Genomic DNA, 14,061 nt, shown 5'->3' with positions numbered 1-14,061 from the left:
AGACTTAGACCCATGGCCACGATCCACGTAGACGGCAAGACGTTAGAAGTCGACGGAGCGGACAACCTGTTGCAGGCCTGCCTCTCCCTCGGTCTCGACATCCCCTACTTCTGCTGGCACCCGGCGCTCGGAAGCGTCGGCGCATGCCGCCAGTGCGCGGTCAAGCAGTACACCGATGAGAACGACAAACGCGGTCGCCTCGTCATGTCCTGCATGACTCCCGCCACCGACAACACCTGGATTTCCATCGAGGACGAAGAGGCCAAGCAGTTCCGCGCCAGCGTCGTCGAATGGCTGATGACCAACCACCCGCACGACTGCCCGGTCTGCGAGGAAGGCGGTCACTGCCACCTGCAGGACATGACGGTGATGACCGGCCACAACCAGCGCCGGTACCGCTTCACCAAGCGCACCCACCAGAACCAGGAGCTCGGCCCGTTCATCGCCCACGAGATGAACCGCTGCATCGCCTGCTACCGCTGCGTCCGTTACTACAAGGACTACGCTGGCGGCACCGACCTGGGCGTCTACGGCGCGCACGACAACGTCTACTTCGGCCGGATCGAGGACGGTGTACTGGAGAGCGAATTCTCCGGCAACCTGACCGAGGTCTGCCCGACCGGCGTGTTCACCGACAAGACCCACTCCGAGCGCTACAACCGCAAGTGGGACATGCAATTCGCCCCGAGCATCTGTCATGGTTGCTCCAGCGGCTGCAACATCAGCCCCGGCGAACGTTACGGTGAAATCCGCCGCATCGAGAACCGCTACAACGGCTCGGTGAACCACTACTTCCTCTGCGACCGCGGCCGTTTCGGCTACGGCTACGTCAACCGCGAAGACCGCCCACGCCAGCCGCAGCTGATGCTGAGCAAGCAGAAGCTCTCGCTGGATGGCGCCCTCGACCAGACCGCTGCCCTGCTCAAGGGCCGCAAGGTCATCGGTATCGGTTCGCCGCGTGCCAGCCTGGAAAGCAACTACGCCCTGGCCGAACTGGTCGGCGCGCAGAACTTCTACAGCGGCATCTCCGCCGATGAACTGCAACGCCTGCAGTTGGTTCTGAAAGTCATGCAGGACGGCCCGCTGCCGGTGCCGACCATCCGTGATATCGAAGACCACGACGCGGTATTCGTGCTCGGCGAAGACCTGACCCAGACCGCTGCCCGTATCGCCCTGGCGCTGCGCCAGTCGGTGAAGGGCAAGGGCGAGGACATGGCCGCCGCGATGAAGATCCAGCCATGGCTCGACGCCGCGGTGAAGACCATCGCCCAGCACGAGATGAACCCGCTGTTCATCGCCAGCCTGGATGAAACCCGCCTGGACGACGTTGCCGCCGAGTGCGTGCACGCCGCCACCGAAGACCTGGCTCGCCTGGGCTTCGCCGTGGCCCACGCGATCGACCCGAGCGCCCCGGCCGTGGCCGGCCTCGACGCCGAAGCCGCCGCCCTCGCCCAGCGCATCGCCGATGCCCTGGTCGCCGCCAAGCGTCCGCTGGTCATCTCCGGCACCTCGCTGGGCAGCAACGCCCTGATCGAAGCCGCGGCCAACATCGCCAGCGCGCTGAAGAACCGCGAGAAGAATGGCTCCCTGAGTCTGGTGGTTCCGGAAGCCAACAGCCTGGGCCTGGCCCTCTTCGGCGGTGACTCCGTGGAAGCCGCTCTCGAGCAGCTGACCTCCGGCGCCGCCGATGCCGTGGTGATCCTGGAGAACGACCTGTACCGCCGCGCCGACGCCGCCGCTGTCGATGCTGCCCTGGCCGCTGCGAAGATCGTCGTCGTCGCCGATCACCAGCAGACTGCCACCAGCGCCAAGGCCACCGTCCTGCTGCCGGCCGCCAGCTTCGCCGAAGGCGATGGCACCCTGGTCAGCCAGGAAGGCCGCGCCCAGCGTTTCTTCCAGGTCTTTGACCCGACCTACTACAACGCCGACAACCTGGTCCGCGAAGGCTGGCGCTGGCTGCACGCCCTGCACAGCACCCTCGAAGGCAAGCGTGTCGACTGGACTCAGCTGGACCACGTGATCGACGCCGTCGTCGCCGCCAAGCCGCAACTGGCCGGCATCCGCGAAGCCGCGCCGAACGCCGCGTTCCGCATCAAGGGCCTGAAGCTGGCGCGCGAGCCGCACCGCTACTCCGGCCGTACCGCCATGCGCGCCAACATCAATGTCAGCGAGCCGCGTCAGCCGCAGGACATCGACTCCGCCTTCGCCTTCTCCATGGAAGGCTACGCCGGCAGCGCCGAACCGCGTCAGCAGATTCCCTTCGCCTGGTCCCCGGGCTGGAACTCCCCGCAGGCCTGGAACAAGTTCCAGGACGAAGTCGGCGGCCACCTGCGCGCCGGCGATCCGGGCGTACGCCTGATCGAAGCCAAGGGCGAAGCCCTGTGGTTCAGCGAGATTCCTGCGCCATTCCACACCGCCGCCAGCCAGTTCAAGGTGGTGCCCTTCTATCACCTGTTCGGCAGCGAGGAGAATTCCGCCAAGGCCGCCCCGGTGCAGGAGCGCATCCCGCAGACCTACGTCACCCTGGCCAAGGCCGAGGCTGACCGTCTGGGCGTCAACGAAGGCGCGATCATCCGCCTGACCGTCAAGGGCCAGGAACTGCGCCTGCCGCTGCGCGTGAGCGAAGGGCTCGGCGCCGGCCTGGTCGCCCTGCCGATCGGTCTGCAAGGCATTCCCGCCGGTGTCATCGGCGCCGTCGCTGAAGGTCTGCAGGAGGCTGCGCAATGAGCTGGCTGACACCCGCCGTCGTCGACATCCTGATCGAGGTCATCAAGGCCATCGTCATCCTGCTCGCCGTGGTCGTCTGCGGCGCGCTGCTGAGCTGGGTCGAGCGTCGTCTGCTCGGCCTCTGGCAGGACCGCTACGGTCCGAACCGGGTCGGCCCCTTCGGTGCCTTCCAGCTCGGCGCCGACATGCTGAAGATGTTCTTCAAGGAAGACTGGACCCCGCCGTTCGCCGACAAGATGATCTTCACCCTCGCCCCCATGATCGCCATGGGTGCGCTGCTGGTCGCCTTCGTCGTCATCCCGATCACCCCCACCTGGGGTGTGGCGGACCTGAACATCGGCATCCTGTTCTTCTTCGCCATGGCTGGCCTGACCGTGTACGCGGTGCTGTTCGCCGGCTGGTCGAGCAACAACAAGTTCGCCCTCCTCGGCAGCCTGCGCGCCTCGGCCCAGACCATCTCCTACGAGGTGTTCCTGGCCCTGTCGCTGATGGGCATCGTGGCCCAGGTCGGCTCGTTCAGCCTGCGCGACATAGTCGATTACCAGGCCGAGCACATGTGGTTCATCATCCCGCAGTTCTTCGGTTTCATGACCTTCTTCGTCGCCGGCGTCGCCGTGACTCACCGTCACCCGTTCGACCAACCCGAAGCCGAGCAGGAACTGGCCGACGGTTACCACATCGAGTACGCCGGCATGAAATGGGGCATGTTCTTCGTCGGCGAGTACATCGGCATCGTGCTGGTGTCCGCGCTGCTGGCGACCCTGTTCTTCGGCGGCTGGCACGGGCCCTTCGGCGTCCTGCCGCAGATCCCGTTCATCTGGTTCGCCCTGAAAACCGGCTTCTTCATCATGATGTTCATCCTGCTGCGCGCATCCATTCCGCGCCCGCGCTATGACCAGGTGATGGCCTTCAGCTGGAAGTTCTGCCTCCCGCTGACTCTGATCAACCTGCTGGTGACCGGCGCTGTCGTGCTGGCGACCCAGTAAGGAGCAAGACAATGATCAAATACATTTTCGAAGTCGTGCATGGCACCTACACCCAGCTTCGCAGCCTGGTGATGATCTTCGGCCATGCCTTCCGCAAGCGTGACACCCTGCAATACCCGGAAGAAGCGGTATACCTGCCGCCGCGCTACCGCGGCCGCATCGTCCTCACCCGCGACCCCGATGGCGAGGAGCGCTGCGTAGCGTGCAACCTGTGCGCTGTGGCCTGCCCGGTCGGCTGCATCTCCCTGCAGAAGGCCGAGACCGACGACGGTCGCTGGTACCCCGAGTTCTTCCGCATCAACTTCTCCCGCTGCATCTTCTGCGGCCTGTGCGAAGAAGCCTGCCCGACCACCGCGATCCAGCTGACGCCGGATTTCGAGATGGGCGAGTTCAAGCGCCAGGACCTGGTCTACGAGAAGGAAGACCTGCTGATCTCCGGCCCCGGCAAGAACCCGGACTACAACTTCTACCGCGTTGCCGGCATGGCCATCGCCGGCAAGCCGAAAGGCGCCGCGCAGAATGAAGCCGAACCGATCAACGTCAAGAGCCTGCTGCCGTAAGGAGACGTCGCGTGGAATTCGCTTTCTACTTCGCCGCCGGCGTCGCCGTGCTGGCAACCTTCCGGGTCATCACCAACAGCAACCCGGTGCATGCCCTGCTTTACCTCGTGATCTCGCTGCTGGCCATTTCGATGACCTTCTTCAGCCTCGGCGCCCCGTTCGCCGGCGCCCTGGAAATCATCGTCTATGCCGGCGCGATCATGGTGCTGTTCGTCTTCGTGGTGATGATGCTCAACCTCGGCCCGGCTATCGCCGAGCAGGAGCGCAAGTGGCTCAAGCCTGGCGTCTGGATCGGCCCGGGCGCGCTGGCCGCAGTCCTGCTGGTCGAACTGCTGTGGATGCTCTCGCGCACCCCGAGCGGTGCCGGCATCGGTCACACCACCGTGGACGCCAAGGCCGTAGGCATCAGCCTGTTCGGCCCGTACCTGCTGGTCGTCGAACTGGCCTCGATGCTGCTGCTGGCGGCACTGGTCGCCGCCTACCACCTCGGCCGCCACGAAGCGAAGGACTAACACCATGAATACAATTCCTCTCGAACACGGACTGGCGCTCGCCGGTGTGCTGTTCTGCTTCGGCCTGGTGGGCCTGATGGTGCGACGCAACATCCTGTTCGTACTGATGAGCCTGGAAGTGATGATGAACGCCGCCGCGCTGGCCTTCGTGGTCGCCGGTAGCCGCTGGGCGCAGCCCGACGGCCAGGTGATGTTCATCCTGGTGCTCAGCCTGGCTGCGGCCGAGGCCAGCATCGGCCTGGCGATCCTGCTCCAGCTGTATCGCCGCTTCCATACCCTCGATATCGACGCTGCCAGCGAGATGCGCGGATGAACCTGCTGCCCCTTACTTTCCTGTTCCCCCTGGTCGGCTTCCTGCTGCTCTCGTTCTCCCGTGGCAAGTGGTCGGAAAATCTCTCGGCTCTGGTCGGTGTCGGCTCCGTGGGGCTCGCCGCCCTCTCCGCCTTCTGGGCGATCTGGAGCTTCCACAGCAACCCGCCCGAAGGTGGCGCCTACAGCCTGGTGCTGTGGCAATGGATGAGCGTTGGTGACTTCAAGACCAACTTCACCCTGTACCTGGACGGCCTGTCGGTGACCATGCTCGGCGTGGTCACCGGCGTCGGCTTCCTGATCCACCTGTTCGCCTCCTGGTACATGCGCGGTGAAACCGGTTACTCGCGTTTCTTCGCGTACACCAACCTGTTCATCGCCAGCATGCTGTTCCTGGTGCTGGGCGATAACCTGCTGTTCATGTACTTCGGCTGGGAAGGCGTGGGCCTCTGCTCCTACCTGCTGATCGGTTTCTATTACAACCACGTGCCGAACGGCAACGCAGCGCTGAAGGCCTTCATCGTGACCCGGGTGGGTGACGTGTTCTTCGCCATCGGCATGTTCATCCTGTTCCAGCACCTGGGCACGCTGAACATCCAGGAACTGCTGGTCCTGGCTCCGCAGCACTTCGCCAAGGGCGATCTGTGGATCAACCTGGCCACGCTGATGCTGCTCGGCGGCGCCGTCGGCAAGTCGGCCCAGCTGCCGCTGCAGACCTGGCTGGCCGACGCGATGGCCGGCCCGACGCCAGTCTCCGCGCTGATCCACGCCGCCACCATGGTGACCGCGGGCGTCTACCTGATCGCCCGCTGCCACGGCCTGTTCGAGCTGGCTCCGAACGTCCTGGAACTGGTCGGCATCATCGGCGCCGTGACCCTGGTCCTGGCCGGCTTCGCCGCGCTGGTGCAGACCGACATCAAGCGCATCCTCGCCTACTCGACCATGAGCCAGATCGGCTACATGTTCCTGGCCCTGGGCGTGGGTGCCTGGGGTGGCGCGATCTTCCACCTGATGACCCACGCCTTCTTCAAGGCCCTGCTGTTCCTTGCCTCCGGTGCGGTGATCGTTGCTTGCCACCACGAGCAGAACATCTTCAAGATGGGTGGCCTGTGGAAGAAGCTGCCGCTGGCCTACGCGAGCTTCGTGGTCGGTGGTGCGGCACTGTCCGCCCTGCCCTTCCTGACCGCCGGCTTCTACTCCAAGGACGAGATCCTCTGGGAAGCCTTCGCCAGCGGCCACCAGAACCTGCTGATCGCAGGGCTCGTCGGCGCGTTCATGACTTCGCTGTACACCTTCCGCCTGATCTTCATCGCCTTCCACGGCGAAGCGAAGACCGAAGCGCACGCTGGCCATGGCATCAGCCACTGGCTGCCGCTGGGTGTCCTGATCGTGCTCTCCACCTTCATCGGCGCGCTGATCACTCCGCCGCTGGCCGGTGTCCTGCCGGAAAGCGCCGGTCACGCCGGTGGTGAAGCCAAGCACAGCCTGGAAATCGCCTCGGGCGCCATCGCCATTGCCGGTATCCTGCTGGCGGGCCTGCTGTTCCTCGGCAAGCGCCGCTTCGTCAGCGCCGTCGCCCAGAGCGCACCGGGCCGCTTCTTCGGCACCTGGTGGTACCACGCCTGGGGCTTCGACTGGCTGTACGACAAGCTGTTCGTGAAACCCTACCTGCTGATCTGCCGCCTGCTGGCCGCTGACCCGATCGACAAGACCCTGGTCCTGGTCCCGCTCACCGCCCGCGGTGGCAACAAACTCCTCAGCCTCACCGAGAACGGCCGCCTGCGTTGGTACGCCGCTTCCCTGGTGGGTGGCGCCGCGCTGCTCCTCGGCGCGCTGCTGCTGGCTTAATGAATTCACGAAAGAGATTGAGCCCGACATGATTCTGCCCTGGCTAATCCTGATCCCCTTCATCGGCGGCTTCCTTTGCTGGATCGCCGAGTACACCAGCAAGACCCTGCCTCGCTGGGTCGCCCTGGGATCGATGGTCCTCACCCTGGCCCTGAGCCTGTGGGTGTGGCACACCGGTGACTTCCAGCTGGCCCCGGCGCCGGGTGGCGAGCCGCAATGGACCCTGCAGTTCCAGGTACCCTGGATCGAGCGCTTCGGCATCAGCGTGCACCTGGCAATGGACGGCCTGTCCCTGCTGATGGTCGCACTGACCGGCCTGCTCGGCGTGCTGTCCGTTCTCTGCTCGTGGAACGAGATCCAGCGCCGCATCGGCTTCTTCCACCTGAACCTGCTGTGGATCCTGGGCGGCGTGATCGGCGTGTTCCTCGCCGTCGACCTGTTCCTGTTCTTCTTCTTCTGGGAAATGATGCTGGTGCCGATGTACTTCCTCATCGCGCTCTGGGGTCATAGTTCGGACGACGGCAAGAAGACCCGCATCTACGCCGCCACCAAGTTCTTCATCTTCACCCAGGCCAGCGGCCTGGTGATGCTGGTGGCGATCCTCGGCCTGGTGTTCGTGCACTACAACAGCACCGGCGTGCTGACCTTCAACTACGCCGACCTGCTGAAAACCCAGCTGCCGCCGCACACCGAGTGGATCCTGATGCTCGGCTTCTTCGTCGCCTTCGCGGTGAAGATGCCGGTCGTGCCGGTGCACTCCTGGCTGCCGGACGCCCACGCCCAGGCACCGACCGCCGGTTCCGTGGACCTGGCCGGCATCCTGCTGAAGACCGCCGCCTACGGCCTGATCCGCTTTGCCCTGCCGCTGTTCCCCAACGCCTCGGCCGAGTTCGCCCCGATCGCCATGACCCTGGGTCTGATCGGCATCTTCTATGGCGCCTTCCTGTCGTTCGCGCAGACCGACATCAAGCGTCTGGTGGCCTACTCCTCCGTGTCGCACATGGGCTTCGTGATGATCGGCATCTACTCCGGCAGCCCCCAGGCGCTGCAGGGTGTCGTGGTGCAGATGATCGCCCACGGCCTCTCCGCTGCCGCGCTGTTCATCCTGTGCGGCCAGTTGTACGAGCGCCTGCACACCCGTGACATGCGCAAGATGGGCGGCCTGTGGTCGCGCATCCCGTACCTGCCGGCCGTGGCGCTGTTCTTCGCCACTGCCTCGCTGGGTCTGCCGGGTACCGGCAACTTCGTCGGCGAATTCCTGATCCTGCTGGGCAGCTTCAAGGTGGTTCCGGTGATCACCGTGATCGCCACCTTCGGCCTGGTGTTCGGCTCGGTCTACTCGCTGATCATGATCCACCGCGCGTACTTCGGCCCGTCCAAGTCCGACACCGCCATTGCCGGCCTGAACTTCCGCGAACTCTCCATGGTGCTCGGCCTGGCGGTGTTGCTGATCCTGCTCGGCGTTTACCCGCAGCCGGTTCTCGACACCTCCGCGGCCACCATGCACGGCGTCCAGCAGTGGCTGGGTGCCGCCCTTTCCACCCTGGCAGTACGGTGAGCGCGACATGACCTTCACGATTCAACACTTCATCGCGCTCCTGCCACTGCTCATCACCAGCGCCACCCTGGTGGTGGTGATGCTCGCCGTGGCCTGGAAGCGTAACCACTCGATGACCGCCACCCTCTCGGTGATCGGTCTGAACCTGGCGTTGCTGTCGATCTTCCCGGTGCTGAAAGTCACCCCGATCGAAGTCACCCCGCTGATGCTGGTGGACAACTTCGCCTGCTTCTACATGGCGCTGATCCTGGTCGCCGCCCTCGCCTGCACCACGCTCGCCCATGCGTACATGGAGAGCTTCCCAGGTAACCGCGAAGAGCTCTACCTGCTCCTGCTGCTGTCCACCGCGGGCGGCCTGGTGCTGGTCAGCGCGCAGAACCTGGCCGGTCTGTTCATCGGCCTGGAGCTGCTGTCGGTGCCGGTCTACGGCATGGTGGCCTACGCCTTCTTCAACAAGCGCACCCTCGAAGCGGGCATCAAGTACACCGTACTGTCCGCCGCCGGCTCGGCTTTCCTGCTGTTCGGCATGGCCCTGCTCTATGCCGAGTCCGGCAGCCTGAGCTTCGCCGGTATCGGTGCGTCGCTGGCCGAGGGCACCAGCCATGGCCCGCTGCTGTCCATCGGCGTCGGCATGATGGTCGTCGGCCTGGGCTTCAAGCTGTCGCTCGCACCGTTCCACCTGTGGACCCCGGACGTCTACGAAGGCGCCCCGGCTCCGGTAGCGACCTTCCTCGCCACGGCCAGCAAGGTCGCCGTGTTCGCCGTGCTGCTGCGCCTGTTCCAGATCGCTCCGGCGGCCCTGAACAACGGCCTGCTGCATGACGCCATCGCGGTCATCGCGATTGCCTCGATCCTGATCGGCAACCTGCTGGCACTGACCCAGAGCAACATCAAGCGCCTGCTCGGCTACTCGTCCATCGCCCACTTCGGCTACCTGCTGATCGCCCTGGTGGCGAGCAAGGGCCTGGCCGTGGAAGCGGTTGGCGTGTACCTGACCACCTACGTCGTCACCACCCTGGGCGCCTTCGGCGTGGTCACCCTGATGTCCACCCCGTACAGCGGCCGCGACGCCGACGCGCTGTTCGAGTACCGCGGCCTGTTCTGGCGCCGCCCGGTGCTGACCGCGGTGATGACCGTGATGATGCTGTCCCTGGCCGGCATCCCGCTGACCGCCGGCTTCATCGGCAAGTTCTACATCGTCGCCACCGGCGTCGAGTCGCAGCACTGGTGGCTGGTCGGCTCGCTGGTACTGGGCAGCGCCATCGGCCTGTTCTACTACTTGCGCGTAATGGTGACCATGTTCCTGGTCGAGCCCAACATGAAGCGCCACGACGCGCCCCTGGACTGGGCCCAGCGCGCCGGCGGCATCATGCTGGTGGCCATCGCCCTGCTCGCCTTCTTCCTCGGCGTCTACCCGCAACCGCTGCTGGATATCCTCCAGCACAGCGGCCTGGTAGCCATCGCCGGCTGAGATCGACAGGCATGAAAAACCCCGCTTCGGCGGGGTTTTTTATTGGGCGCAATTCATGCGCGGTGCCTTTTTGTAGGAGCGAGGTTGCTCGCAAATACCCTCCGCTGCGAAGCCGGGTTCGCGAGCAAGCTCGCTCCTACAGTTCTGGCGCCCTACTCCGCGCCCTTGGTCACTTCACCTTCACGGCCGGTGAACAGGTCCCACGACGCCATGAACAGCGCCGCGATCAGCGGGCCGATGACGAAGCCGTTGAGGCCGAACAGCGACATGCCACCGAGGGTGGAGATCAGCACTACATAGTCGGGCATCTTGGTGTCCTTGCCGACCAGGATGGGGCGCAGGATGTTGTCCACCAGACCAATCACCACCACGCAGAACAGCGTCAGCACCACGCCTTGCCAGATCGCCCCGGTGAGCAGGAAGTAGGCGGCCACCGGCACCCAGATCAGCCCCGCGCCGATGGCTGGCAGCAGCGAGAGGAAGGCCATCAGCGTGCCCCAGAGCAGCGAGCCCTGGATACCGAGGAACCAGAAGATCAGGCCGCCCAATGCGCCCTGGGTCGCGGCAACGGCGATGTTGCCCTTCACCGTGGCGCGGATCACCGTGGTGAACTTGGTGAACAGGTGCTGCTTGTGCTCCGCGCTCAGCGGCATCGCCTGCTTGATCCGCCGCCCCAGCGCAGGCCCGTCGCGCAGCAGGAAGAACAGTAGGTAAAGCATGATGCCGAAGCTGATGACGAACTCGAAGGTGTTCTGGCCAATGCTGAACGCCTTGGTCGCCACCAGTTGGCTCGCCTGCATCGCGCCCGCGGAGAGTTTCTCCTGCAGGCTGGACAGGTCCGCCAGGTCGAAACGCTCCAGCAGCTGGTGCGCCCAGCCAGGCAGCGCGGCAACCGCCTGCTGGTAATAGGTGATGAAGTTCAGATCCCCCGACTTCAACCGCTGGTAAACCATCGCCCCCTCCTGCACCAGCGCACCGGCAATGAAGGTCACCGGCAGGATCACGATGAGGAAGCACACGCCGAGGGAAATCAGCGCGGCGAGGTTGTTGCGTCCGTTGAGTTTCAGCCGCAGGCGGCGCTGCAACGGGGCAAAGATGATCGCCAGAATGGTGCCCCAGAAGACGGCCCCGTAGAACGGCAGCAGGATCCAGCCGAAGGCGAGTGTCACCACCAGCAGCAGGGCGAGGAACGTCCGGTATTCCAGTTTCGATTCGAACATGAGCGGGTCCATGGATGGATAAACCTGCTCATTAGTCAGCAGTTGACCCGCCAAGTGCAACTTTAAGCGCGCGATTGCCGCGCGCCAGGGCCGTGCTCCCGGTCTTTCAGAGCACCATGGCGGCCACCCAGCCGAACGCCAGCAGCGGCAGGTTGTAATGCAGGAAGGTCGGCACCACGGTGTCCCAGATGTGGTTGTGCTGGCCGTCCACGTTCAGGCCGGAGGTCGGGCCAAGGGTGGAGTCCGATGCTGGCGAGCCCGCGTCACCCAGCGCTCCTGCGGTACCGACGATGCTGACGATGGCCAGCGGGCTGAAGCCCAGGTGCACCGCCAGCGGCACGAAGATCGCCGCGATGATCGGCACCGTAGAGAACGACGAGCCGATGCCCATGGTCACCAACAACCCCACCAGCAGCATCATGAAGGCGCCCAGCGCCTTGCTGCTGCCAATCCAGCCCGCGGCGCTGTCCACCAGGCTGGCGACCTGCCCGGTGGCCGTCATCACGGCGGCGAAGCCCTGGGCGGCGATCATGATGAAACCGATCATGGCCATCATCTTCATGCCTTCGGTGAACAGGTCGTCCGCCTCCTTCCAGCGCACCACGCCGGACAGCGAGAACACCAGGAAACCGACCAGCGCCCCGAGGATCATCGAGTCCAGCAGCAGCTGCACGGCGAAGGCTGCAGCGACTGCGACGCCGGCCACGGCGAGGCTCATCTTGCTGTAGGGCGTATCGACCCGCTCAGCCTGTTCGATGGGCTGCAGATCGTAATCACGCTTGCGCCGGTAGCTGAAGCACACCGCGATCAGCAGCCCGCAGACCATGCCCAGCGCCGGGATCAGCATGGCGTGGGTGACGTTGATGCCCTGCACGTCGACGCCCGCGCGCGCCACGTTGGCCAGCAAGATCTGGTTCAGGAAGATGTTGCCGAAACCCACCGGCAGGAACATGTAGGGCGTGATCAGGCCGAAGGTGATGACGCAGGCGATCAGCCGGCGGTCGATCTGCAGGCGCGTCAGGACGTAGAGCAGTGGCGGCACCAGCAGCGGAATGAAGGCGATGTGGATCGGCAGGATGTTCTGCGAGGCGATCGCCACCACCAGCAGCAGGGCAATCATCATCCACTTGAAGGCAGTGGAACCGTTCGCCTCGTGCCGGCCGAGCATCGCCAGGGCGCGATCGGCCAGGGCGTGCGCCATTCCGGAGCGCGCGATGGCCACGGCGAAGGCGCCGAGCATGGCGTAGGACAGCGCCACCGTCGCACCGGCACCCAGGCCCTCGTTGAACGCCTTGAGCGTGCCGTCCATGCCCAGGCCGCCGAGCAGACCACCTGCCACTGCACCGGCGATCAGCGCGACCACCACATGCACGCGACACAGGCTCAACACCAGCATCAGGCCAATGGCGATCAACACCGCATTCATTCCAGCACTCCTTCCAGGGCTCGCCGCGCCAGGGCGCGGGCAAAAGGCGCGCACTCTGCCAAACGCTCGCCGGGGTGTCAAAACTTGAGTCGAATCAAGACGTTTCCGAGTTAGCCTGGCAGGACTTTCACGCAGACGAGCACGCTTCTTGCCTGGCTTTTCGCCGCCCGTCGGCCAGGCACGCCAGAATCGCCTGTTTTCTGGCGTTTCACCCCGTCGCGGGTCAAGAAGATGCGGGAAAGGCCGATATAGCTGGCATCCCGAGGCTTAGTTCAAACAAGGATTCCCCTCCATGCTTCTGCGCCGTCTTTCCATCCAGTGGAAGATCACCTTGCTTGCCGGGCTCTGCCTGCTCGGCGTCGTCTCGCTGCTGTCCGGGCTGTCCGTTTACCGCACCCAGCACAGCACCGCGCTGGTCAAGCAATCGAGCACGCAGATGCTCGACGAAGCAGCCAAGGCCCGCCTGCAATCGCGCGGTGAAGTCCAGGCCATGCGCATCCAGCGCTACATCATGGACGCCTATCAATATGGCAAGGGTTTCTCACGGCAGGTGCTGTTCCTGCGTGACCAGGCGCAGAAGCGCTTCCTCGACGCCTACGACCTGCGCGAGGACCTGACCCGCCAGGTGAAGACCGCGCTGGAAGGCAACCCGGAACTGCTCGGCCTCTACGTCGCCTTCGAACCCGACGCGCTGGATGGCAAGGACAAGCTGTTCGCCGGCCAGGGCGAACTGGGCAGCAATGATGCCGGTCGCTTCTCCATCTACTGGTCCCAGGCCACGCCGGGTCACCTCGAGTCCGAGGCCATGGCCGAATCGCTGCTCAACGACACCAGCCCCGGCCCGAGTGGCAGCGCCTACAACGCCTGGTTCACCTGTCCCAAGACCACCGGCCGACCTTGCGTGCTCGACCCCTACTTCGATGAAGTGGGCAAGAAGAAGATGCTCATGACCAGTATCGCCTTCCCCCTGGAACTGGACGGCAAGGTCATCGGCGTCATGGGCCTGGATATCAGCATGGAGAAGCTGCAGGAAATCGCCTTAGAAGGCAGCCGGGAACTCTATGATGGCCAGGGCCGCGTCAGCATCGTCAGCGCGGCCGGCCTGCTCGCCGGTCACAGCGCGGATGCCTCGAAGCTGAGCAAGAACCTCAAGGAGGTCTACCCCAACCAGGGCGCCGACCTGTTGCAAGCCATCGCCGCCAACCATGAGCAGGTGTTCCGCCACGACGACCAGTTGCGCGTAGTCGAGCCGTTGCAGCCGATTCCCGGCTCCAAACCCTGGGGCGTACTGCTGGAAGTCCCCCAGAACGTCCTGCTGGGCCCGGCCATCGAACTGCAGAACGAGTTGGATAACCAGCGTGTGCAAGGCACCGTCTCGCAGCTGGGCTTCGGCCTGATCGCCGTGCTGATCGGCCTGTTCGCTATGTGGCTCACCGCCCGCGGT

The 14,061-nt window shown here is 64.8% G+C and carries 11 protein-coding genes; 9 read left to right on the top strand and 2 right to left on the bottom strand.

The annotated features are described in order from the left end of the window. Positions 1 to 12: 12 nt before the first annotated feature. Genes nuoG through nuoN form a run of 8 tightly spaced genes read left to right on the top strand, consistent with a single transcriptional unit; the run spans position 13 to position 9,971 of the window. The gene (gene nuoG, locus PNI01S_RS22320) at positions 13 to 2,727 is read left to right on the top strand and encodes an NADH-quinone oxidoreductase subunit NuoG (protein WP_084359186.1); all 2,715 of its coding nucleotides are present in this window, start codon (positions 13 to 15) and stop codon (positions 2,725 to 2,727) included. Further along, the gene (gene nuoH / locus PNI01S_RS22315; RefSeq protein ID WP_084359184.1) at positions 2,724 to 3,713 is read left to right on the top strand and encodes an NADH-quinone oxidoreductase subunit NuoH; all 990 of its coding nucleotides are present in this window, start codon (positions 2,724 to 2,726) and stop codon (positions 3,711 to 3,713) included. Before nuoG ends, nuoH begins: the two co-directional genes overlap by 4 nt. A gap of 11 nt (positions 3,714 to 3,724) precedes the next feature. Continuing rightward, positions 3,725 to 4,273, top strand: coding sequence for an NADH-quinone oxidoreductase subunit NuoI (gene nuoI / locus PNI01S_RS22310; protein WP_024765123.1), 549 nt, complete (start codon positions 3,725 to 3,727; stop codon positions 4,271 to 4,273). An 11-nt stretch (positions 4,274 to 4,284) separates the two neighbouring features. Then, the gene (gene nuoJ / locus PNI01S_RS22305; RefSeq protein WP_024765122.1) at positions 4,285 to 4,785 is read left to right on the top strand and encodes an NADH-quinone oxidoreductase subunit J; all 501 of its coding nucleotides are present in this window, start codon (positions 4,285 to 4,287) and stop codon (positions 4,783 to 4,785) included. A gap of 4 nt (positions 4,786 to 4,789) precedes the next feature. Then, on the top strand, positions 4,790 to 5,098 hold the full coding sequence (nuoK, locus tag PNI01S_RS22300; protein WP_024765121.1) for an NADH-quinone oxidoreductase subunit NuoK: 309 nt from the start codon (positions 4,790 to 4,792) through the stop codon (positions 5,096 to 5,098). Next, positions 5,095 to 6,942 carry an NADH-quinone oxidoreductase subunit L gene (gene nuoL, locus PNI01S_RS22295; RefSeq protein WP_054909447.1) on the top strand — a complete coding sequence of 616 codons (1,848 nt, stop codon included), beginning with the start codon at positions 5,095 to 5,097 and terminating at the stop codon, positions 6,940 to 6,942. Before nuoK ends, nuoL begins: the two co-directional genes overlap by 4 nt. 28 nt (positions 6,943 to 6,970) lie before the next feature. Then, positions 6,971 to 8,500, top strand: coding sequence for an NADH-quinone oxidoreductase subunit M (gene nuoM / locus PNI01S_RS22290; RefSeq protein WP_037012466.1), 1,530 nt, complete (start codon positions 6,971 to 6,973; stop codon positions 8,498 to 8,500). Between the two features lie 7 nt (positions 8,501 to 8,507). Further along, entirely contained in the window at positions 8,508 to 9,971 is a 1,464-nt protein-coding gene (gene nuoN / locus PNI01S_RS22285; RefSeq protein ID WP_024765119.1) for an NADH-quinone oxidoreductase subunit NuoN, read from the top strand. A gap of 152 nt (positions 9,972 to 10,123) precedes the next feature. On the opposite strand, the gene PNI01S_RS22280 is transcribed toward nuoN, so the two are convergent. Then, on the bottom strand, positions 10,124 to 11,191 hold the full coding sequence (locus PNI01S_RS22280; RefSeq protein WP_024765118.1) for an AI-2E family transporter: 1,068 nt from the start codon (positions 11,189 to 11,191) through the stop codon (positions 10,124 to 10,126). Between the two features lie 106 nt (positions 11,192 to 11,297). After that, entirely contained in the window at positions 11,298 to 12,617 is a 1,320-nt protein-coding gene (locus tag PNI01S_RS22275; RefSeq protein WP_084359182.1) for a Na+/H+ antiporter family protein, read from the bottom strand. Between the two features lie 292 nt (positions 12,618 to 12,909). On the opposite strand from PNI01S_RS22275, the gene PNI01S_RS22270 reads away from it, so the two are divergent. Beyond that, a partial coding sequence (locus tag PNI01S_RS22270) for a PDC sensor domain-containing protein (protein WP_218191858.1) occupies positions 12,910 to 14,061 on the top strand: 1,152 nt, incomplete at its 3' end.

It is taken from the genome of Pseudomonas nitroreducens NBRC 12694 (assembly GCF_002091755.1).
Taxonomy (GTDB): domain Bacteria; phylum Pseudomonadota; class Gammaproteobacteria; order Pseudomonadales; family Pseudomonadaceae; genus Pseudomonas; species Pseudomonas nitroreducens.
Note: the sequence above shows the minus strand (reverse complement) of the source record. Positions and strands in the feature narration are given on the sequence as shown.